15 protein-coding genes are annotated in these 21,889 nt (G+C 38.1%); 7 read left to right on the top strand and 8 right to left on the bottom strand.

The features are described 5' to 3' along the window. The first annotated feature begins 1 nt into the window (after position 1). Positions 2 to 1,375 carry a DUF5689 domain-containing protein gene (locus DHD80_RS03875; RefSeq protein WP_251739765.1) on the top strand — a complete coding sequence of 458 codons (1,374 nt, stop codon included), beginning with the start codon at positions 2 to 4 and terminating at the stop codon, positions 1,373 to 1,375. A 200-nt stretch (positions 1,376 to 1,575) separates the two neighbouring features. After that, on the top strand, positions 1,576 to 1,935 hold the full coding sequence (locus tag DHD80_RS03880; protein WP_251739766.1) for an endonuclease domain-containing protein: 360 nt from the start codon (positions 1,576 to 1,578) through the stop codon (positions 1,933 to 1,935). A 241-nt stretch (positions 1,936 to 2,176) separates the two neighbouring features. Here the strand turns inward: DHD80_RS03880 and mfd are convergent, their stop codons facing one another. Then, positions 2,177 to 5,605 carry a transcription-repair coupling factor gene (mfd, locus tag DHD80_RS03885; protein WP_251739767.1) on the bottom strand — a complete coding sequence of 1,143 codons (3,429 nt, stop codon included), beginning with the start codon at positions 5,603 to 5,605 and terminating at the stop codon, positions 2,177 to 2,179. Positions 5,606 to 5,743: 138 nt separating this feature from the next. On the opposite strand from mfd, the gene DHD80_RS03890 reads away from it, so the two are divergent. Next, positions 5,744 to 7,099, top strand: coding sequence for an NAD(P)/FAD-dependent oxidoreductase (locus DHD80_RS03890; protein WP_251739770.1), 1,356 nt, complete (start codon positions 5,744 to 5,746; stop codon positions 7,097 to 7,099). Between the two features lie 190 nt (positions 7,100 to 7,289). Here DHD80_RS03890 and DHD80_RS03895 read toward each other — a convergent pair whose 3' ends face one another. The 3 genes from DHD80_RS03895 to DHD80_RS03905 are packed head-to-tail and all read right to left on the bottom strand — an operon-like array spanning position 7,290 to position 9,886. Next, entirely contained in the window at positions 7,290 to 8,081 is a 792-nt protein-coding gene (locus DHD80_RS03895; protein WP_251739771.1) for a tryptophan-rich sensory protein, read from the bottom strand. Between the two features lie 14 nt (positions 8,082 to 8,095). After that, positions 8,096 to 8,731: a ligase-associated DNA damage response endonuclease PdeM gene (gene pdeM, locus DHD80_RS03900; RefSeq protein WP_251739773.1), complete on the bottom strand. Its 636-nt coding sequence runs from the start codon at positions 8,729 to 8,731 to the stop codon at positions 8,096 to 8,098. Beyond that, on the bottom strand, positions 8,732 to 9,886 hold the full coding sequence (locus tag DHD80_RS03905; protein WP_251739775.1) for a methionine aminotransferase: 1,155 nt from the start codon (positions 9,884 to 9,886) through the stop codon (positions 8,732 to 8,734). Between the two features lie 143 nt (positions 9,887 to 10,029). On the opposite strand from DHD80_RS03905, the gene DHD80_RS03910 reads away from it, so the two are divergent. Beyond that, positions 10,030 to 13,179 (top strand): DEAD/DEAH box helicase, encoded by a 3,150-nt coding sequence (locus DHD80_RS03910; protein ID WP_251739777.1) that lies wholly within the window; start codon positions 10,030 to 10,032, stop codon positions 13,177 to 13,179. A 54-nt stretch (positions 13,180 to 13,233) separates the two neighbouring features. Here DHD80_RS03910 and DHD80_RS03915 read toward each other — a convergent pair whose 3' ends face one another. The 3 genes from DHD80_RS03915 to DHD80_RS03925 all read right to left on the bottom strand — a co-directional run bounded on the left by DHD80_RS03915 (position 13,234) and on the right by DHD80_RS03925 (position 16,784). Then, a complete protein-coding gene (locus DHD80_RS03915) occupies positions 13,234 to 13,977 on the bottom strand; it encodes a succinate dehydrogenase/fumarate reductase iron-sulfur subunit (RefSeq protein WP_251739779.1) in 744 nt (247 codons plus the stop codon). An 83-nt stretch (positions 13,978 to 14,060) separates the two neighbouring features. Further along, the gene (locus DHD80_RS03920) at positions 14,061 to 16,064 is read right to left on the bottom strand and encodes a fumarate reductase/succinate dehydrogenase flavoprotein subunit (RefSeq protein WP_251739781.1); all 2,004 of its coding nucleotides are present in this window, start codon (positions 16,062 to 16,064) and stop codon (positions 14,061 to 14,063) included. A 3-nt stretch (positions 16,065 to 16,067) separates the two neighbouring features. Continuing rightward, the gene (locus DHD80_RS03925) at positions 16,068 to 16,784 is read right to left on the bottom strand and encodes a succinate dehydrogenase cytochrome b subunit (protein ID WP_251739783.1); all 717 of its coding nucleotides are present in this window, start codon (positions 16,782 to 16,784) and stop codon (positions 16,068 to 16,070) included. A gap of 255 nt (positions 16,785 to 17,039) precedes the next feature. Between DHD80_RS03925 and DHD80_RS03930 the strand changes: the two genes are divergently transcribed. From DHD80_RS03930 to DHD80_RS03940, 3 genes are read left to right on the top strand one after another with little or no spacing between them, the layout of a single operon-like run. Further along, positions 17,040 to 17,561 carry a DinB family protein gene (locus DHD80_RS03930; RefSeq protein ID WP_251739785.1) on the top strand — a complete coding sequence of 174 codons (522 nt, stop codon included), beginning with the start codon at positions 17,040 to 17,042 and terminating at the stop codon, positions 17,559 to 17,561. Next, a complete protein-coding gene (locus tag DHD80_RS03935) occupies positions 17,561 to 18,478 on the top strand; it encodes a J domain-containing protein (protein ID WP_251739787.1) in 918 nt (305 codons plus the stop codon). The genes DHD80_RS03930 and DHD80_RS03935 overlap by 1 nt, the downstream gene beginning before the upstream one ends. Beyond that, on the top strand, positions 18,475 to 18,765 hold the full coding sequence (locus DHD80_RS03940) for a chaperone modulator CbpM (protein ID WP_251739789.1): 291 nt from the start codon (positions 18,475 to 18,477) through the stop codon (positions 18,763 to 18,765). Before DHD80_RS03935 ends, DHD80_RS03940 begins: the two co-directional genes overlap by 4 nt. 251 nt (positions 18,766 to 19,016) lie before the next feature. Here the strand turns inward: DHD80_RS03940 and DHD80_RS03945 are convergent, their stop codons facing one another. Beyond that, positions 19,017 to 21,866 carry a glycosyl hydrolase gene (locus tag DHD80_RS03945; protein WP_251739790.1) on the bottom strand — a complete coding sequence of 950 codons (2,850 nt, stop codon included), beginning with the start codon at positions 21,864 to 21,866 and terminating at the stop codon, positions 19,017 to 19,019. Positions 21,867 to 21,889: the final 23 nt, after the last annotated feature.

Here is a 21,889-nt window from a genome sequence, read left to right on the forward strand (position 1 = left end):
TATGAAGAAATTAATGCTGATTTTTGGAATTTTACTAATGTTTTCCTGTGTGAAAACAGATGATTTCGCGATCCCCGAACTTGTGATTCAGGAAGATAATTTTGAAGGAAATCTAACTACCATCGCTTCGGTAAAGGGAAATTTCAATTTTGAAACGGAAGAAATCTATACGTTTCGAGAAACTGAAACTTATATTTCAGGTTATGTGATCTCCAGTGATGCCGCCGGGAATTTCTACAAAGAGATCATCCTTCAGGATAAAGTCGAAAATCCTACTGCCGGAATTCAAATTTTGGTAGATGATAATTCGCTTTTTGAGACCTACGATTTTGGGAGGAAAATCTATATCAAATTAGATGGATTAAGTCTGGGGTTTAATAATGGAGTCTTACAACTCGGAGTTCAAAACAGGGGAGATGTTGTGGCGATCCCCAATTCATTGATCGATAATTTTATAACCAGAAGCTCTGAAGTAAAGGAAATCAAACCATTGCGACTTAAAATTTCAGAATTTTCTTCGGAATTCAATAATATGTATATTAAGCTGGAAAACGTTCAATTTGATCGGAATTTCGTGAGAGAAGATCAGGTTTTTTCTTTTGCGTCCAATCCCGCCGATCGCTATGATGGCGAAAGGCAACTTGAAAGTTGCGAAACCGGTGAAACTACTTTTCTTAGCACCAGTACTTTTTCAAATTTTAAATCTTTGTTGATCCCTTCGGGTTCCGGAAGCATCGAAGGCATACTCACCCGGGATTTTTACGATGAGCATTTTGTGATCGTGGTCAACTTACCTACGCAACTGGATATGAACGGGCCACGTTGTGATCCAGAATTCCTGAAATGTAGTGAGAATCAAATGCAAGGTTCACACATTTTATTTGAAGAAAATTTTGATGGAGTAACTTCAAATACCACGCTCAACGCCAGAGATTTTACGAATGTAAATGTGAGTGGCGGAGAAAAGAAATTTGCCCCCATGATGGTAAATGGCAATAGAATACTGAGAATTTCAGCATATAATACGATAGAAAATCCTCTGGAAGCCTGGCTGGTCACCCCGAAAATTGATCTGGATATTTTATCAGATGAAGTTCTCAATTTCGATATTTTATCTTCTTATGACAATGGGTTGCTTCTTAAAGTCTTTCTAACCCATAATTTCACCGGAGATCCAAAAACTACGGAATGGCTGCCTTTAGATGCAAATATTCCCCTGGGTCCTTCCGGAAGTTATTCTGAAATATTTAAAAAGTCAGCCATTGATCTTTCATGCCTGGAAGGTAAAGTTTGGATTGGTTTTCAATATTTGGGTGGAGCTCCTGATAAAACCACAACCTATGATCTGGATAATATTCGGGTAACGGGAAATTAACTTACCACCCCGTCCGCCTTTGGCGGACACCCCTCCTAATTTAGGAGGGGAGCTATTAATATGAGAATATTAAAATTTAGAATAAACTTGAAAATAACCAAAAAACAGCTCCTTCCCTAATTTTTAGGGAAGGTGTCAGATGAAATCTGACGGAAAGGTCAAAACCTAATAACTTAACGGAAGGGTTTTAAAAAAAAATCATGAAAAGAATACACAACAAAAAGCACCTCGAGCCCTATCGTAAAAAATTAAGGAAATCTCTAACTCCCGGAGAAGCTTTTCTTTGGAAACAATTACAAAATAGTAAGCTGGAAGGCAGGAAATTCAGAAGACAACATAGTATCGAAAATTATGTTGTAGATTTTTATTGTCCTTCGGAAAGACTGGTAATTGAATTAGATGGGCAGGTTCATTTTAATCCTGTAGCTCAGGATTATGATAAAATTCGCACCGAGTTTCTAAACAGCTTAGGAATTAAAGTTTTAAGATTTGAAAATAAAATGGTATTTGAAAATCTGGAACTTGTGCTGGAAGAGATAAAATTAAATTTTAAAAACTGACCACCCCGTCCGCCAAAGGCGGACACCCCTCCTTAAAAAAGGTGGGGAACTTAAAATTTGTAGAAAATCGAAATAATATTTCTAAACTTTAAGGTGTAAGATTTTGATGGAAGCAAAAAACACAAATTCAGGCTAAACTTGAAAGTCCCACAAAACAGCTCCTTCCCTAAAAATTAGGGAAGGTGTCAGATGAAATCTGACGGATGGGTTAAAAACTAATAACTTGACGGAAGGGTCAAACCTAACTTACCTCTACTTCTTTCTCCCTAAAATCCAGAGGTTCTAAAATCTTTAAGGCCTTTTCTACAGAAGTAACTCTGTCAAAAGTGAGCAGTAAACGAAGTCCGTTTCGGGTTTGTTTTTCCTTCATGGTGCAGGTATGTTTATGCGTTTGTACATACTGTAGGATCTTTGTAAAATTGCCCGTTTGATAAAATCTTGAATTTTGGTCACTTATAAAATACCCTACAAATTTGCCTTTTTTCATCACTACTCTTTCCAATCCTAAATGGGAAGCAATCCATTTGATCCTGACTGAATTTAAAAGGTCTACTGCCTGCGTGGGTAATTCGCCAAAGCGATCTCTGAGTTCTGTCTCGAATTTTGCCAGTTCCTCTTCAGACTTTAATTCGTTTAATTTGGTATAAAGATTTAATCTTTCCGTGATATTATTTACATAGTCATCAGGAAAGAGCAGTTCAAAATCGGTGTCGATCTGGGTATCTTTTACGAAATTCTTATGCTCCACGTCTTCGGTCTCCGTATAAAGATCCCGAAATTCATTTTCTTTTAGCTCCTCAATCGCTTCATTCAGGATCTTCTGATAAGTATCAAAACCAATATCATTGATGAAACCACTTTGTTCCCCGCCAAGTAAATCTCCGGCACCTCGAATTTCCAGGTCTTTCATGGCAATATTGAAGCCGCTGCCCAATTCTGAAAATTGCTCCAGGGCGGTAATTCTTTTTCGGGCATCTTCGGTCATTGCAGAATAAGGCGGGGTGATAAAATAGCAAAAAGCTTTTTTATTGCTCCGGCCTACACGGCCGCGCATTTGATGAAGATCTGAAAGTCCGAAGTTATTCGCATTATTGATAAAGATCGTGTTGGCTTCAGAAACATCCAGTCCGCTTTCCACAATAGTTGTGGAAACCAGTACATCAAACTCACCGTTTATAAAACTAAGCATCAGTCTTTCCAGTTTTTTACCTTCCATTTGCCCATGTCCAATACCAATTTTAGCATCGGGCACTAAGCGCTGGATAAGACCGGCAACTTCTTTGATGTTCTCCACACGATTGTGAATAAAGAAAACCTGGCCGCCACGCTGAATCTCATAGTTCACGGCATCTCTAATAATTTCTTCGGAAAAACGGACCACATTCGTTTCAATAGGATATCTGTTTGGTGGTGGTGTAGTAATAGTAGAAAGATCCCTGGCAGCCATTAAGCTAAATTGAAGGGTGCGCGGAATGGGCGTTGCGGTTAACGTAAGCGTATCTACATTTTCTCGAATCATCTTCAGTTTATCCTTTACAGCTACGCCAAATTTCTGCTCTTCATCCACTACCAGTAAACCAAGATCTTTGAATTTCACCGTTTTGCTTACCAGCTGGTGGGTACCAATAATTATATCCACTTTTCCGTTTTCCAGGTCCTGCAAAGTTTCGCGTCTTTCTTTAGCGGTCCTAAATCTATTCAGGTAATCTATCCTTACCGGAAAGTCTTTTAAGCGCTCAGTGAAAGTTTGATGATGCTGAAATGCCAGAATGGTTGTGGGCACCAGCACCGCCACCTGTTTATTATTATCTACAGCTTTAAAAGCAGCACGTATGGCAACTTCAGTTTTCCCGAAGCCAACATCTCCACAAACCAAACGATCCATGGGCCGCTCATTTTCCATATCCCGCTTAACAGCTTCCGTAGCCGAACTTTGATCTGGTGTATCCTCATACATGAATGAAGCTTCCAGCTCATGTTGTAAGTAAGAATCGGGATCAAATTTGAAGCCTTTTTCAAGTCTTCTTTTCGCATATAATTTAATAAGGTCGTAGGCAATATGTTTAACCCTGGCTTTGGTCTTATTCTTTAAATTCTTCCAGGCGTTACTTCCAAGTTTATAGATTTTTGGTGGTTTACCATCCTTACCATTAAATTTGGAAATTTTATGTAATGAATGAATACTGAGGTACAAAATATCACGTTCACCGTAAATAAGTTTGATCGCTTCCTGCTTTTTACCTTCCACATCAATTTTTTGAAGGCCCCCAAACTTTCCAATTCCGTGGTCAATATGGGTTACATAATCGCCAATTTCGAGGTTGGTAAGCTCCTTTAAGGTAATGGCCTGTTTCTTGGCATAACCGTTCTTAAGATTGAATTTATGATAACGCTCAAAAATTTGATGATCTGTATAACACACCGTTTTTGAGTCATCATCAATAAACCCCTGAAACATCGAAAATACCGGAGTCTGGTATTTTACTTCTTTATTGTGGTCATCAAAAATATCATGAAACCTCTTTGCCTGCTGTTCACTTACACAACAAATAAAATTTTTATATCCCGCCTGTTGATTTTCAACCAGATTTTCGATAAGCAGTTCAAACTGTTTATTAAAAGAGGGTTGGGGTTTGGTGTTAAATTCAATTTTTTTAACGTCACCCTGAACTTGTTTAAGGGTCTCATTTTCAGTGGATTGACTTAAATACGCGTGGTTGCTCAATTCAACCGTTAAATAACCTAACAACTGTTGTTTCAGCAGCTTGCCGTTACAAAACAATTCGGCGGGCGCACTATGTTTAATATCTTCGGAAAGTTCTTTAAAGGCTTCTTCAGCTTTAGCAAAAAGTTTATCGGCATTTGCAGCAAGCAGGTCAAGATTTTTTATGAAAACAATTGTTTTTTCTGAAATGTACTTCAGAAAACTTTCCCTGGATTCGTCCAGATGCTTATTTTCAACATTCGGCATCACCGAAATCTTATTCTTCTTATGGGTCGATAATTGGGTTTCTACATCAAACGTCCGGATACTGTCCACATCATCCCCGAAAAACTCAATCCGGTAGGGTTCATCATGGCTAAAGGAAAACACATCAATGATTCCGCCCCGTACCGAAAATTCACCAGGTTCCGTCACAAAATCAACCCGTTTAAACTGATATTCAAAAAGGATTTCATTAACAAAATCGATGGAAAGCACATCGCCAACGGCAATTTTCAAGGTGCTTTTATCCAATTCCTTCCTGGTAACTACTTTCTCAAAAAGCGCTTCAGGATAGGTAACGATCACCGCTGGTTTTTTTCTGGAATTAATGCGGTTTAGGACTTCAGCCCGAAGCAACACATTGGCGTTATCGGTTTCTTCAATTTGATACGGCCGGCGATAACTGCCGGGATAAAAAAGCACATTCTTTTCACCTACGAGTTGCTCCAGGTCATTGAGATAATATGCAGCTTCTTCCTTATCATTAAAAATCAGCAAAAAAGCTTCCTCAGCTTCCTTGAAAGCATTGGCCACAACAAAAGAAAGTGCCGAGCCAATAAGGCCTGTAAGATGAATGTTTGGCCTTTGATGATCTTGAGTTGACTGATAGGAGGCAATAGTATTTTGCAATTCCTGCTGTTGCGGGGACCGTGCAAAATTTTGGGCGATAAGACTTGTACTCATTACCGCAAATATAATTTCAAGTGTATAGTCACACAACACGAAATCAACATTTAACGATAAAATAGCATTCTCTCAATTTATAAGTTCCATAACATAAGGTGAGCCTGGGGTTGCTTAACTTCCGAAAAAGGCTAAAATATGGGAATCGATAAATTTGACGTGTTTATTATTGGAACTGGCACCGCCGGAAAAAGTGTAGCTGTTGAATGCGTGGAAGCCGGAAAAAAAGTGGCCATTGCCGATAATCGCGAATTTGGAGGCACCTGTGCCAACCGCGGTTGCGATCCCAAAAAAGTACTGGTAGGTCTTACTGAAATTCTAAGCCGTGCTGAGAAGCTTAAAGGTTTGGGGATTACTAAAATGCCGGAATTCAGCTGGGCAGATTTAATGACCTTTAAAGAAACCTTTACCGATGCTGTTCCCGCTTCTACCGAGAAAAAATTTAAGAAGCTGGGTATAAAAATGTACCATCAGTCGCCAAAATTTATCGATAAACAAACAATTTCGGTAGAAGGAAAAACGGTAAAATTTGATAAACTGGTAATAGCTACCGGAAATAAACCGCTTGAACTGAAAATTCCCGGAAGAGAGTGGGCGATCATAAGTGATGATTTCCTGGAATTAAAGGAATTACCTGAAAGCATGATCTTTATTGGCGCGGGTTATTTAGGGATGGAATTCGCCCATATCGCCGCCAGGTGTGGAGTAGAAGTTACCGTAATGGATGCCAAGGCACGTATGTTAAGTAATTTTGATGAAGATATGGTGGGCTATCTTCAAAAAGCTTCCGAAGAGCTTGGAATAAAATTTATCTACGACGCTAAGGTAAGTGGGATCGAAAAACTGCAAACCAATTATAGGGTAACGGCAGATCAAAACGGGAAGGAGATTTCAGTAAAAGTAAAACTAGTAGTAAATGCGGCCGGAAGAGTTCCTGCTATTGATGAGCTGGAGCTCGAAAAAGGCAAAGTAGATTTTTCCAAAAAAGGGATTACGGTTAACGAACATTTACAAAGCACTTCAAATGAAAATGTGTATGCTTGTGGAGATGTTTCTGCCAGTGAAGGCTTACCGCTTACACCCCTTTCATCGCAGGAAGCAAGAATTGTGGTAGCGAATATTTTAAAATTAGATAGAGCCAGAGAGTATGACTATCCGCCACAACCTTCAGTGGTATTTACCCTGCCAAATCTTGCTTCCGTAGGTTTAAGTGAAAAAGAAGCCAAAGAGAAAGGATATAATGTTCATGTAGAAGTAAAAAATGTTCCGGAATGGTTTAACGCAAAGCGAATCAACGATAAATACTATGCTTATAAAACCATAAAAGATAAAGACAGAGGCCTAGTTTTAGGTGCGCACCTGGTTGGTGATGATGCCGGTGAAATGATCAATATGTTTGTGATGGCCATGTGCGGAAAACTTGATTGCGAAACCCTTAAAGGCATGATCTTTACCTATCCTAGTTGGGCCAGCGATATCAAGGCGATGGTTTAAACATATGTTTAAAAGTTTAAAAGTCCTAAAGTTATGGGTTCAAGTTTCAAATTTCGGGTTTCAGGTTCTGATCTTCCTTTTATATACGATCTTCTAAAATTCAAAATTCAAAATTCAAAATTCCAGCTTCCAGCTTCCAGTTTTCAGCATCCGGCCTCTAGTTTCCAGTTAGAAAAATTCAAAGTTTGGGTTAATTACTATGTACTATCTTATACAGAGGGTTGGATTTTCTATTTATAAAGCCATGATAAGAAATATTCAGAAAAATGAGAATAGCTCCGGCCAATGCGGAATAGGCGATTAATTCCTGGGCATCATAATGCCTTATAAAAATGGCGATCAATGCCCAAACTCCTACCAAAGCAAATTCCCTCATGTTTCTTGCATAAACCATAACAAGATTTAAGATAGTAGCTGCGAAGGTCATTAGGATCGTCCAGTTAACTTCAGATAAGAGGATTACCTGCCAATTAATCTCTTTAAGCCATGAGGCCACATTGGCGATAAACGCTACAGAAATCCATCCCGAATATAAACAAATGGGCCACCAGTAAAAAGCTATAACCGGAAACGGGGCATTCCTTTTTTCCATTCTGGTATTGAGAATAATTTTGATGAGTTTCATCAAAATTAATAGCATAAGTATAACGGACATGCCTATAAATTCATAACACCAGGCAAGCACCCAAAGGCAATTTCCAACGTTGGCGATGATAAACCAAAAATTTGTTTTTTTGATAAAACCCTGATGTTTACCTTTTGAAAATGCCTGCTGGAGCATAAAAATTGTGGACGCGAAAAGTCCAATATAAATAAGAATCCAAATACTAAACGCGTAACCTGCCGGGATAAATAAATTGGAATATTTTTCACTTACTTCTCCAATGGTAGTGGCATTAAAAACCCGTTGCTGGGCCAGATAATTAATAAAAAGAGTGAGGATAACGGAAAGAAAATTTAAAACGGCTAATTTTTTCACCATAATACTAGGAGATTTTAGCTAACTAAAATAACTTCTTTTCCGGTTATGGCAAATATACGGTGCTCTATTTCAGGCTGAAGGAAATAATTACCTGTAAATTCCCCAAAAGCAGGAAGGATTAACTGGTTGGATTTTTTATAAAAGCAGGGCAATTTTAAAAGCTGCCTGCCAAAGCCTCTCATTTTATAACCGGGATGTACATGGCCGCAAATATTAAAAAAACCATCGGTCTCTTCAGGATGGTGGGTGAGTCGAAATTCGCCAATTCTTAATTCTGAAAACATGGAAATTCCCAGCATTTCATATTTAAGCGGAGAAATAATATCGTGGTTCCCGGCAACCAGGTGCACCTGATTATCGATGCTATGATACCAGTCTGCAAAAATATCCCATTCAAGATTTAGCGAACTGTGAAAGAGGTCGCCCAGAAAGACAATATGTTCCGGGTCAAAATCCTTGCGGATTACATCCAGTTTTTTAAAATTTTGAGCAATTGCGCCTGCAGGAACAGCACTGCCAAATTTGCGAAAATGGGAGATCTTTCCAAGGTGAACATCGGCAACCAGGAGGATTTCCTCTTCCGGCCAATAAACAACGCCTAAAGGATGGAGAACGAAATCGTGATTTTGAATGCGAATGTTTAAATTCATTTATAAACTACACAGGATCTTCGCTGCCTTTTCCAGAGTTTCATCAGTTTTTGCAAAGCAGAAGCGGAGTTCTTTTTGATCTTTTTCGGCAATATTAAAGACTGATACCGGAATGCTCGCGATATTAAACTCTTTTACCAGTCTTTCTGCAAAAACCGTGTCCCTTTCGTCGGTAATATTTTCAAATCCCAACAATTGAAAGTAGGTTCCTTTTGACGGGGTAAAAGTAAATTTCGAATTTTGGATAAGGTCAAGAAAAAGATCTCTTTTTTGCTGGTAAAAATTACCCAGATTTCGGTAATGTTCTGGGTTCTTAAGATATTCGGTAAAAGCATATTGCAGAGGATGGTTGATGCAAAAAACACAATATTGGTGTACCTTTCTTATTTCTTGCATCAATTCTTTAGGAGCCACGCAGTATCCGGTTTTCCAGCCGGTATTATGAAAAGTCTTTCCAAAGGAAGCACAAACAATAGCCCTTTCAGCAAGGGCAGGAAAACTTGAAACACTCTCGTGAGGTTTGTCATCAAAAATAATGTGTTCGTAAACTTCATCACTCAAGAGAATAATTTTAGTGCATCTCAACGTTTTTTCCAGTTGTTGCATGTCATATTTATCTAGAATAGTTCCACTGGGATTGTGTGGGGTATTGATAATGATCATTTTGGTTTGGGAAGTGATCGCCGATGCTACTTCGCTCCAGTCAACCCTATAATCTTCTCCTTTTAACTGAATTTGAACCGGTTTCCCTCCATTTAGTTTAATGGTCGGTTCATAAGTGTCGTAGGCTGGTTTAAATACAATAACCTCATCATCCTTTTTCACAAAAGCCGTTATAGCTGAATAAATTGCTTCTGTTGCACCATTAGTTACTGTTATTTCAGTATCAAAATCGTAAAATTTGTCATATAAAGCAGCTATTTTCTCGGCTATCCTCATTCGTAATGGCAATATCCCTTCCATAGGCGCATACTGGTTAAAACCATTTTCAATAGCTTTTATCGCCATTTCTTTCAATCGCGTATCGCTTTCGAAATTTGGAAAACCTTGTGATAGATCGATAGCATTATGTTTTTTAGCCAATTGGCTCATTATCGAGAAAATACTTGGGGTTACGGAGGGTAGTTTAGAAGAAATTTTTATTAATTGTTGCATATATTCTTTTTGTTGATTTTTGAACTCAGAACATCTATTTGATGTTAAAATGAACTATAAAAAAATACGAAAAAATTAATACTTTTAAGCGAATAAAAGTTTGGTGATTAATGAAATTAGCCGAATTTCAATAAAATCTTAGAATGGGAATTGAAACAGGACTCTATGAACAACTAATAAATAAAATTGTAGCTAATAAAATAGCGTCCTTAGATTTAAATGAATTTTTTATAAGTAAAATTTCTTTAGATAAACAAGAAGCTTCACAATATTTAAGCTTATACCTTGCCAAAACAATTAGGTTTGCTTTAAATGAAATAAAAGAGGATGGTGATAAACCAATCAGGCAAATTGAACTATCTAATAAAATTATTCGTTTACTTGTAAAGGAATTAAATAACCTCGAATTCTCTGAAAATATAATTGACAATGAAGGAAAGATTCTACAAGCTATTTTTTCAAAATTAGATTTTCCATATTCCAATTTTGGGAAAAGATTAAAAGAGATAACACCCTATACGCGGCTTAGTCAAAGTGAACTTTTCACAGGTAATCAGGTAGGGATTTCCTTGGAAAGCGAAATTAGAAAAGAGATACTTTCTGCTGATGAAATTTGCTGGTTAGTTTCTTTTATAAAATATTCAGGAATACGCATTTTTAAGGCGGAATTGGAAGAATTTACCAGTAGCGGAAGAAAACTAAAAATAATAACAACTTCCTATATGGGTGCTTCAGACTTAAAAGCTATAGAATATCTAGCTTCCCTACCCAATACTGAAGTGAAGATTTCCTACAATACAGCACACGAACGTTTACACGCCAAAGCTTATTTATTTTTAAGAAATACCGGATTTCATACCGGCTATATTGGTTCATCCAATATTTCACGCTCTGCGCTTACCAATGGGTTAGAATGGAATTTAAAAGTGACTACTCAAGAAATAGGACATATTGTTGATAAATTTCAGAAAACCTTTGAAACGTATTGGGAAGATAAGGAATTTGAATTTTATAGACCAAAAGAAGATCGAGAGAGATTATCACAGTCACTTCAGAATCAGAAGAATCAAAATAAGAGAATTTCCACCTCTTTTTTTGATATTAATCCTTTTTCTTATCAAAAAGAAATCTTAGCTAAACTACATTCTGAACGTGAAATCCATAACCGTTTCAAAAACTTATTAGTTGCAGCAACTGGAACTGGAAAAACTGTGGTTTCAGGTTTTGATTTTAAACAATTTAGGAGTCAATTTCCCGCTGCCCGATTATTATTTATTGCCCATAGAAAAGAGATTTTAGAACAGGCACAAGAAACTTTTCAGCATATATTACGCGATGGAAATTTTGGGGAACTCTGGGTTGATGGACAAGAACCAGAAAGTTTTGAACACGTTTTTGCTTCGGTTCAAACTTTGAATAATAGAATTCAGAACTTAGCGCTAAAAAGGGATTTTTACGACTTTATTATAGTTGACGAAGTCCATCATATCGCGGCAAATTCTTATCGCCCTATTTTAAAGTATTTTTCACCCAAGATTTTACTTGGACTTACCGCTACCCCTGAAAGGATGGATGGCGAAGATATTTTAACGGACTTCTGTAATGTAATTGCTACTGAAATAAGATTGCCTGAAGCCCTTAATAGAAAATTATTATCTCCTTTTCAATATTTTGCTATTTCGGATACTATTGATATTTCCAACGTTTCCTGGAGGAATGGAAAATATGAAGTAGCAGAACTTACTAAACTATACACTGAAAATGACCGCCGAGTTGGAGATATCATTAAGAATTGTGATACTTATCTTACTGACATAAATGAAGTTAGAGCTTTAGGTTATTGCGTAAGTCAGAAGCACGCTCGTTACATGGCGGAAAAATTCACTCTTGCGGAATTAAAGGCAGACTATCTTACCAGTAATAATTCAAATTATCGTAGAGAAATTAGGAAAAAATTAATGAGTAAGGAAATTAATTATCTTTTTGTTGTTGATATTTTCAATGAAGGTATTGATATTCCCGAAATTGATACTGTTTTATTTCTTCGTCCTACAGAAAGTTTAACCGTTTTTCTTCAACAGTTAGGTCGAGGCCTCCGCTTAGCTGAAAAGAAAGATGTTTTAACAGTTTTAGATTTTGTTGGAAATGCAAGAGCAGAATATGATTTTGAGCATAAATTTAGAGCTTTAATTGGAAAAACACATACCTCAATTTCAAAAGAAATAGAAGATGAATTTCCCCATTTACCTCTTGGCTGTTCAGTTATATTAGAAAAAAAAGCAAAACAAATAATTCTTGAAAATATAAAAGCTGCTACAGATTTTAGAAGACCCCAGCTGCTCGTTAAAATCCAAAATTTCAAGCATCAATCTACGCTATCTCTTTCTATTCAAAATTTTCTTAAATTCAATCATTTAGAACTACCACAACTTTACAAAAAGGGGAGCTGGAAACGCTTATGTGCCGATGCAGGTGTTATTGCAGAGTTTACTGAACCAAATGAAAAGGAGCTTACACGATGTATTATAAAAAAACTTCTTAATTGTAATTCGTTAAGCTATTTGAACTTTGTTAAACGGCTAATTAATCAGGATTTTAGATTAGAGAATTTTTCTAAAGAAGAAGAAATTATGTGTGTTATGTTTCACTATGATGTATGGCAGGAGAGTGGCACCAAGCTTGGATTTAATTCTCTTCAAGAGAGTATGAACGCCATTTTAGTAAATCCTACAATGATAGATGAGTTAAAGGAAGTGGTTGGATATTTAATTTCAAAAATTGCTATTGTCGAGAAAGAAGTTGATCTGGGATATTCTTTTCCATTAAAAGTACACAGTCGGTATAATCGAGATCAAATTTTAGCAGCATTAAGGTTGCATAGATTTGAAAAGTCTTCTTCGAATAGAGAAGGAGTAGCTTATAAAAAATCATTAAACACAGAAGCGTTATTTATAACGCTTAAAAAATCTGAAAAAGAATATTCCCCAACAACAATGTATGATGATTATGCCTTAAATGAATTCTTATTTCATTGGCAATCTCAAAATAGTACTTCACCCGAATCTCCTAAAGGAGTTTCATATATAAGACATAAAAGTATTAATAAAAAAATTCTTCTTTTTATTCGTGAAAAAAATACCGACGAATATGGTTTTACGATGTCGTACGTTTTTATTGGAGAAGCCCATTTTGTTAAATCGGCAGGTGCTAAACCAATGAATATTGAATGGAAATTAGACGAGCCCATTCCAAGTTATCTATTAAAAGAAAGTATGAAGTTAGCAGTTGGTTAATAAAAAATCCCGGACTGCAAAGTTCGGGATCTTCAATATTTTGTTGGTTTCAATTTATTTTACTGAAGCCTTCATATATTCACGGTTCATACGTGCGATATTTTCTAAAGAAATCCCCTTAGGACATTCAATTTCGCAGGCTCCGGTATTGGTGCAGTTACCAAAACCTTCTTTATCCATTTGTTCTACCATGGCCAAAACACGCCTATCGGCTTCTACTTCCCCTTGTGGCAATAGTGAAAACTGGCTCACCTTTGCGGAAGTAAATAGCATGGCGCTGGCATTTTTACAGGCAGCAACACATGCTCCACAACCAATACAGGTTGCGGCATAAAAAGACATATCTGCATTCTCTTTTTCTACAGGTATGGAATTCGCGTCCTGTGTATTTCCGGAAGTATTTACGGAAATATATCCCCCAGCCTGCTGAATCCTGTCAAAAGAACCACGGTCTACCACCAAATCCTTAATCACCGGAAATGCAGCAGCACGGAATGGTTCGATAGTAATCGTATCTCCATCTTTAAATCTACGCATATGCAACTGGCAGGTTGTAACCCCGCGATCTGGACCGTGAGGTTCCCCATTAATCTGGAGACTACAGGAACCACAAATACCTTCACGGCAATCATGATCAAAAACCACTGGCTCTTCCCCTTTCATGATCAGCTGTTCGTTCAAAACATCCAGCATTTCAAGGAAAGACATATCCGGCTCAATATCAGCAACCGAATAGTTGACTATTTTTCCTTTGGTTTCGGCGTTTTTCTGGCGCCATATTTTGAGTGTAAGGTTCATACTTTTTAGTATTGAGTATTCAGATATGAGATATTAGAATTGTAGAAATAAAGATCTCAATTCTTATTGCTCACATCTCACTTCTATTTATAACTTCTCGTTTTTACTTCTATATCCTCATATTCCAGTTCTTCTTTATGAAGGATAGCTTCTGAAGGATTTCCCGTATATTCCCATGCGGCTACATACATAAAGTTTTCATCATCCCTTAAGGCTTCACCTTCTTCGGTTTGATATTCTTCTCTAAAGTGGCCACCACAAGATTCTTTTCTATCTAAAGCATCCTTGGCAAATAATTCGCCCAGTTCAAGAAAATCGGCAACACGACCGGCTTTTTCAAGTTCCGGGTTCATCTCTTGCGCATTTCCGGGAACTTTTACATCTTTCCAGAATTCTTCCCGTAAAGCACTAATTTCAGAAATAGCCTCACGTAAACCTTCAGCATTCCTGGCCATCCCAACTTTGTTCCACATGATCTTTCCAAGAATTTTATGGAAATGATCTACAGATTTAGTTCCGTTGTTATTGACAAATTTCTCCAGTCTTTCTCTGACTTCTTTTTCAGCAGCATCAAATTCAGCAGTTTTAGTAGAAATAGCGCCGGTTCTAATATCCTGGGAAAGGTAATTACCAATAGTATAAGGCAATACAAAATAACCATCGGCCAGTCCCTGCATTAGCGCAGATGCTCCAAGCCTGTTGGCACCATGATCTGAGAAATTTGCCTCTCCAATGGCATAACATCCAGGGATCGTTGTTTGTAAATTATAATCAACCCAAACCCCACCCATGGTATAATGTACCGCGGGATAGATCATCATGGGCGTTTCATACGGATTCTGATCTACGATTTTTTCATACATCTGGAAAAGGTTTCCATATTTTGCTTCCACCACTTCTTTTCCCAGTTTTATGATTTGATCCTCTGAAGGATTACTGAGATGTTGTGTAGTAGCAGCCTCTTTTCCGTAGCGCATAATGGCTGCGCTAAAATCCAGATACACCGCTTCTCCGGTTTTATTCACTCCATACCCGGCATCACAACGCTCTTTTGCCGCTCTGGAAGCGACATCACGGGGCACCAGGTTCCCAAAAGCCGGATACCTTCTTTCTAAATAATAATCCCTTTCATCTTCGGAAAGCTCTGTTGGCTTCTTTTTGCCTTCACGAATGGCTTTCGCGTCTTCAATATTTTTCGGGACCCAAATTCGGCCGTCATTCCGAAGGGATTCAGACATCAAAGTCAGCTTAGACTGATGATCCCCTGAAACCGGAATACAGGTTGGGTGAATTTGTGTAAAACAAGGATTGGCAAAATACGCCCCTTTTTTATGAATTTTCCAGCCGGCAGTCACATTGCTTCCCATGGCGTTGGTAGAAAGATAAAAAACGTTTCCGTAACCTCCTGAAGCAATTACGACGGCGTGGGCACTATGTCTTTCAAGTTCACCGGTAACAAGGTTCCTGGCGATTATTCCCCGGGCTTTACCATCAACTTTTACAATGTCCAGCATTTCATGACGATTGAAAGATTTGATTTTTCCACGGTTGATCTGGCGGTTCATTGCGGAATAAGCACCCAGCAATAACTGCTGTCCAGTTTGCCCCTTCGCATAGAAAGTACGGGAAACTAAAACCCCTCCAAAAGAACGGTTGTCAAGAAGTCCGCCGTATTCTCTGGCAAATGGTACTCCCTGTGCCACACATTGGTCGATAATATTTCCAGAAACTTCAGCTAAACGATATACGTTGGATTCACGCGAGCGATAATCCCCCCCTTTAATCGTATCATAAAAAAGACGATAAACCGAGTCACCATCTCCCTGATAATTCTTTGCGGCATTGATCCCTCCCTGAGCCGCGATGGAATGCGCCCTTCTTGGAGAATCCTGATAGCAGAATGTTTTTACGTTGTATCCCAATTCAGCAAGGGTTGCCGCCGCACTCCCGCCGGCTAAACCGGTTCCCACTACGATAATATCTATATTTCGTTTGTTCGCGGGATTTACAAGATCAATTTTGTTCTTATGATTCACCCATTTATCAGCCAATGGGCCTTTAGGTGAGTGTGATTCGAATATTCCCATAGCTTAAATTTTATCGAGTACGAAGTAAATATAGAAAGGTATAATGGCGAAACCAAGTGGAATAAGAACCGCAAAGGCGTAACCTATTTTTCTAATAAATCCATTGTACTTTGGATGATTAACCCCTAATGACTGAAAACCACTGGCAAAACCGTGGCTAAGGTGAAAGGCAATAGCGAGCATTGCAATTCCATATAATATTGCCCAGATAAGCCCCATTTGAGGATCCTGAAAAGTTTGGATCGTTAGGGTATAAAGGTCGGCAACTTCCTGATCGTTCGCAGTGGTATAAAGATTGTCTTTTAATTCACCAAACTTCATTTGTCCCCAAAACATATACAGGTGAACTACAATAAAAGCCAGGATAACAGTACCTAATACCCCCATATTTCTTGAAGCCCAAACAGTATTGGCGGAAGGTTTAAAATTTACGTATCCCTGAGGCCTCGCTTTTCGATTTCGAATGGTAAGCATTAGCCCATCTATAGCGTGAAAAATAATACTGAAATAAGTAAGGTATGAAAGAACTTTTATCAGGGGATTGGAGGTCATGAATAAGGCATATTCATTAAACTGATCCCTTGCAGCATCACCCACCGGGAGTAATAATTGGAAATTTCCGAATAGATGTCCCACGAGGAAAAGGCACAGAAAAAGGCCAGAGAAAGCCATCCAGTACTTTTTTGCCAGTGATGACTTTAGGAGCGCAGATTTCGCCATAAAATTTTTGAATTATTTAGATATAAGAGTAGCAAAAATACGGCTCATTATCATTTTCAACAAACTTTGTGAACCTTTTTACAATCTATTTACACTCAATCTAAAGACTTTATGTTCTTTTAGATTAAGAAAACCAAAGCCTTAGATTTTTTTATCTCAAAATTTCTATGCTTTCCTTTGAGGAAAGGATTTAGCAAAAGCTTAACGGCAGTTAAAATGGGATTTTTGTAATTTTCATGCACAGCAAGTTTTAAAATGGAAAACAGAATAGAACATTTGATCGCTTCGCTTTCAGAAATTTTTGAGGGAGAGCCATGGTATGGAGATTCGGTTATGAAAAAACTGGAAAACCTTCCCCATAGTATTGGTTATAAAACCTGTGCCCCACAATCCCATAGTGTTTCTGAAATTGTAGGTCATTTACTCGCCTGGAAAAAGTTCGCACTTGAGAAACTCAAGGGAAACGATGGATATGATATTGAGTTGAATTCTGAAACTGACTGGCCGGAAATTTCCATAAATACCCCCAAACAATGGGAAGAATTAAAAAGAAAGCTGGTTTCCTGCCAGTGTGGTATATACGAGCAATTAAGGGAAAAAGGCGATGATTTTCTTGATAAAAAAGTACCCCGCAGGAAATATAATTTTGACTATCTTTTATATGGGCTTATTCAACATGATATTTACCATTTAGGCCAGATTGGCCTTATACAAAGCCAGATTAAAAGAAATGATGAATACTCAAAAACACTTCAGATTACAAAGCGCTTAGATTAATGGAATTTATAGATTATTACAAATTGCTGGAATTGGATCAATCTGCCAGCCAAAGCGATATTAAGAAAGCCTATCGAAAACTCGCTAGAAAATATCATCCAGATCTCAATCCTAACGATAAGAAAGCTGAGGTTAAATTTCAGCAGATCAATGAAGCCCATGAGGTTTTAAGTGATGCGGAAAAACGTAAAAAATACGATCAATACGGAAAAGACTGGAAACATGCCGATCAATTTGAGCAGGCGCGAAGCGGGCAGGGAAGTGCTGGAGGTTTTGGAGGTTTTGGCGGTGGCTCCGGTCAACAGGGCTATTCAGGAAATTTTGATGATGATACTTTTTCAGATTTTTTCGAGCAGATGTTTGGTGGAGGAGCAAGAACAAGAGGAGCAGGGAGAAGGCCGCAGTTTAAAGGACAGGATTTTAATGCCGAATTGCAATTACGTTTAACCGATGTTTATACGTCTCAAAAGCAAACCTTAACCGTAAATGGCAAAAATATAAGGCTTACGATCCCTGCGGGAGTGGAAGATGGACAAACGATCAAAATAACGGGTCATGGCGGCGCTGGAGCGCAAGGCGGCCCTAAAGGCGATTTATATATTACCTTCAGGATTTTAAACAACAGCAATTTTAGGCGAGAAAAATCTAATTTATATGCAGAAAAGGAAATTGATCTCACCAAAGCAATTCTTGGAGGAGAGATTGAAGTTGAAACCTTTACGGGGAAAGTAAAACTGAACGTAAAACCCGGAACTCAGAATGGCACTAAAGTGAAATTAAAAGGAAAAGGTTTTCCGAAGTATAAAAAAGAAGGACAATTTGGAGATCTTTTTATTACTTATAAAGTGAAAATTCCTGAAAAGCTTACGGAAGCACAGAAAAAATTATTTGAAGAACTTCAAAAAACGGGAATATGAAAACAGAAGATTTAATTCCTACAGATGAAATTTGCATAAAATATAAGGTAGAAAGACAGTTTATTCACTCGCTTAGCGAAAATGGAATTATTAAACTGGTGGTTATGGAAAAAACTGAATATATTCCCTGCGATCACCTTGCCAATTTAGAAAAAATGATGCGATTATATCGCGATCTTGATATTAATATGGAGGGAATTAGCGCGATTTCTCATTTGCTTGATCAAATAAAACAACTCAAGAATGAGAATCGAAAACTGAGAAATCGATTAGGACTTTACGAATAGAGAAAGCCTGCGAAATTGTTCATTTTCGCAGGCTTGTTTTTTTATTTCGAGTTAAGGGTTAAAACCCTGCAATTTTAGGCAGTCACTTTAGTTTCTAAAAACATCTTGTCATTTCGACAGAGCGAGGAACGAGTGACGAGAAATCTTATAATAATGAGATTCCTCTTCTTACCTCATTCGGAAGGACTTGCTAACTTTAAAAAGAATTTCATTTTTTATTTTAAAACTGTGGACTTCCAGTCTATAGTGCTTTATTTTACTTCGAAAGCAGTTTCCGCTTTTTTACCATTTAGATTGAGCTCGAGCATATACTTTCCTTTTGGGATGTAATATTTCTCATCTGCAGCTTTTTCAAGAGCCGTTTTTTCATCGGACTTATCCAGTTTTTCCGCAGCGCCTTCAGTGATACTGAGATCATAATTTCCTGTATTAAAACCCTTATCGGCTTCTATTTCCATTTGTTGAAGTTCAGCTCCACCTTCAGTCTTAATTTTAATCGTTGCATTTCCGGCTTTATCTGCATAGAACGTAAATGGCAATTCCGGCTGATAAGGATCCATCCATTTATTATAGGAATTTCCCCATCGGGATGAAAACCTAACCGATTCCGCTGAAGAAATACTTACCGCGCTTTTCATTTTCTCCATATCCATATTCGAAATAGCGGCAATATCTGCGATATAGAGAGAACGACCGTGAGTTCCCACAACCAGGTCTTCAGCTTCTTTTTGAATTCTAAGATCATGAACAGCCACATTTGGAATATTGGTATTGAATGCCTGCCATTTTCCGCCTTTATCCAGAGAAACATACACGCCGTTATCGGTTCCCAAGTATAGAATATTTTCATTTTTCGCATCTTCCCTAATCACATTTACCGGAGACAATGGCAAATTGGAAGCAATAGATTTCCATGTTTTCCCCATGTCTTCAGAAACATAGACGTATGGTTTAAAATCATCCCAACGATACCCGTTTAAGGTTGCATATACTCGATTTTTAGCATGTTCTGAAGCGATCAACCGGGAAACCCAAAGGTCTTTAGGCATCGTCGTGCTGATATTTGTCCAGGTTCCGCCGCCATTTTCAGTAACATGAATCAATCCGTCGTCGCTACCAGTATAAATAAGGCCAAATTGGAACGGGGATTCACTTATCGTAGTTAAAGTCCCATAGGCAACGTCACCTTTTTTGCCGCCCTGAGTTAAATCTTCTGAAATCATATCCCAGGTATCACCCTGATCCATACTACGCATCAATTTGTTCCCTCCCATATATAGAATATCCTGATTGTGGCTGGAAAGTAAAATTGGCGTTTGCCAGTTGAAGCGATACGGACTTTCGCCCAATTCATGTTTTGGGGTAATAAATTCCTGCTCTTCGGTTTCTCTATTTATTCTGAAGTAATTTCCGAATTGAAATCCGGTATAGACAATATTGGAATTTCTGGAATCGATCTCGACCTGCATCCCATCACCGCCCATAATCGATTCATAATTATATTGTCCTGAAGCAGCCCAACGTGAACTCTCTTCATTGGTGTGCGGTCCTACCCAAACTCCGTTGTCCTGTAGCCCGCCATAAACATTATAGGGTTTTTCATTATCCACATTTACGGAATAAAACTGGCCTACGGAAGGAGAATTATTCTTGATCCAGTTTTCCCCATCATCGTAGGAAATATTTATTCCACCATCGTTTCCATTGATTAGGTGACCGGATTGATTGGGATTGATCCAAAGCGCATGATGATCGGCATGCACATTTGCAGCATCGATAGATTCAAAAGTTTTTCCTCCATCTTTAGATTTCAGGATGGGTACACCATAGATATATATGGCTTCCTTATCCTGAGGGTCTACGTGCACCATTCCAAAATAATAGCCATAGCTGTAATATACGTCGTCCAGGAATTCATCATGGGTTTTTTTCCAGGTTTTCCCAGCGTCATCGCTTCGATAAACTTCCGCGCCTATAACGGGTGTGTCAAAAAGCATGGAATTGGCATCTTCCAGGTAAATGGCAAGGTCGTTTGGAGTGATCTCATCATTTTTCACCATCGTTTTTACCTTTTCTGCCGTGTATTTATCCTGAAAATTGTTGGATCTCAAGTACTCTTCAAGTTCTTTATCATCAAGTTTCGCGAAGGCATTTTTATTCATTTTTTTGAATTCATCCTTCTGTAAACCTTTTGGTTCTTTTTTATCTTTTTCCCGCCTATTCTGATTGTCTACAATAGCATAAACGGTATTCGCATCGAAAACCACCATTCCAATTCTTCCTACCCCTTCACCCTGCGGAAAACCGGATTGTTTCGTAGAAATAAGTTTCCAGTTAGTACCGGCGTCTGTACTTTTATAGATACCGCTGTTTTCGCCACTTTCCACAAAATTCCAGGCTTTCCGGTCTTTGTCCCATGCAGCAGCATACATTTCTGAAAAATTATCAGGGTTTACGGCTACATCGATAATTCCTGTAGATGCATTGATGAATAGGGTTTTCGTCCAGTTCTTACCCCCATCAGTGGTTTTAAAAATTCCTCTCTCAGCATTTTCAGAATATAAATGCCCCGTTACGCCCACTACAATTTCAGAAGGATTTTCAGGATTAATTAAAATTCGGCTAATGTGATGGGAATCGGGAAGCCCCATAAATTCCCAGTTTTCGCCTTTATCTTCAGATTTTAATAATCCGATTCCTGCGTAGGAAGAGCGGGAAGCATTCACTTCACCTGTGCCCACCCAAATAGTTCCGGTATTCCAGTCTACCGCGATATCACCTATGTTTTGCGTAGGACTATTATCCATAACCGGAGAAAAACTGGTGCCGTTATTATTGGTATACCATAAACCACCCGAAGCATAGGCTACATAGAATTCAATAGGATTTTGAGGATTTATATCAAAGTCGGTTACCCGGCCGCTCATCACGGTAGGACCAATATTTTGTAAAGGCAGATTTTTTACAATCGAACTATTGTTGAGATCCTGTTTTTTGGTAAAAGCTGATTTTAGATCGGCTCCACTGGTTGCAGGTTGCTGTGCGAAAACAGAAGAAATTCCAAGTAAAAAAATACTGAAAAGCGTGGTTGTTTGTTTCATAAATTTTTTTGTGAATGCTTAAA

It is taken from the genome of Gramella sp. AN32, assembly GCF_023718305.1.
In the GTDB taxonomy this organism is placed as follows: domain Bacteria; phylum Bacteroidota; class Bacteroidia; order Flavobacteriales; family Flavobacteriaceae; genus Christiangramia; species Christiangramia antarctica.

Excerpts from the sequence above, each read along its gene's own strand:
- DHD80_RS03905 (WP_251739775.1), bottom strand. The coding sequence starts at position 9,886 with ATGCAACAATTAATAAAAATTTCTTCTAAACTACCCTCCGTAACCCCA.
- DHD80_RS03875 (WP_251739765.1), top strand. The coding sequence starts at position 2 with ATGAAGAAATTAATGCTGATTTTTGGAATTTTACTAATGTTTTCCTGT.
- DHD80_RS03940 (WP_251739789.1), top strand. The coding sequence starts at position 18,475 with ATGAAAACAGAAGATTTAATTCCTACAGATGAAATTTGCATAAAATAT.
- mfd (WP_251739767.1), bottom strand. The coding sequence starts at position 5,605 with ATGAGTACAAGTCTTATCGCCCAAAATTTTGCACGGTCCCCGCAACAG.
- DHD80_RS03880 (WP_251739766.1), top strand. The coding sequence starts at position 1,576 with ATGAAAAGAATACACAACAAAAAGCACCTCGAGCCCTATCGTAAAAAA.
- DHD80_RS03930 (WP_251739785.1), top strand. The coding sequence starts at position 17,040 with ATGGAAAACAGAATAGAACATTTGATCGCTTCGCTTTCAGAAATTTTT.
- DHD80_RS03935 (WP_251739787.1), top strand. The coding sequence starts at position 17,561 with ATGGAATTTATAGATTATTACAAATTGCTGGAATTGGATCAATCTGCC.
- DHD80_RS03920 (WP_251739781.1), bottom strand. The coding sequence starts at position 16,064 with ATGGGAATATTCGAATCACACTCACCTAAAGGCCCATTGGCTGATAAA.
- DHD80_RS03890 (WP_251739770.1), top strand. The coding sequence starts at position 5,744 with ATGGGAATCGATAAATTTGACGTGTTTATTATTGGAACTGGCACCGCC.
- DHD80_RS03945 (WP_251739790.1), bottom strand. The coding sequence starts at position 21,866 with ATGAAACAAACAACCACGCTTTTCAGTATTTTTTTACTTGGAATTTCT.
- pdeM (WP_251739773.1), bottom strand. The coding sequence starts at position 8,731 with ATGAATTTAAACATTCGCATTCAAAATCACGATTTCGTTCTCCATCCT.
- DHD80_RS03895 (WP_251739771.1), bottom strand. The coding sequence starts at position 8,081 with ATGGTGAAAAAATTAGCCGTTTTAAATTTTCTTTCCGTTATCCTCACT.
- DHD80_RS03910 (WP_251739777.1), top strand. The coding sequence starts at position 10,030 with ATGGGAATTGAAACAGGACTCTATGAACAACTAATAAATAAAATTGTA.
- DHD80_RS03915 (WP_251739779.1), bottom strand. The coding sequence starts at position 13,977 with ATGAACCTTACACTCAAAATATGGCGCCAGAAAAACGCCGAAACCAAA.
- DHD80_RS03925 (WP_251739783.1), bottom strand. The coding sequence starts at position 16,784 with ATGGCGAAATCTGCGCTCCTAAAGTCATCACTGGCAAAAAAGTACTGG.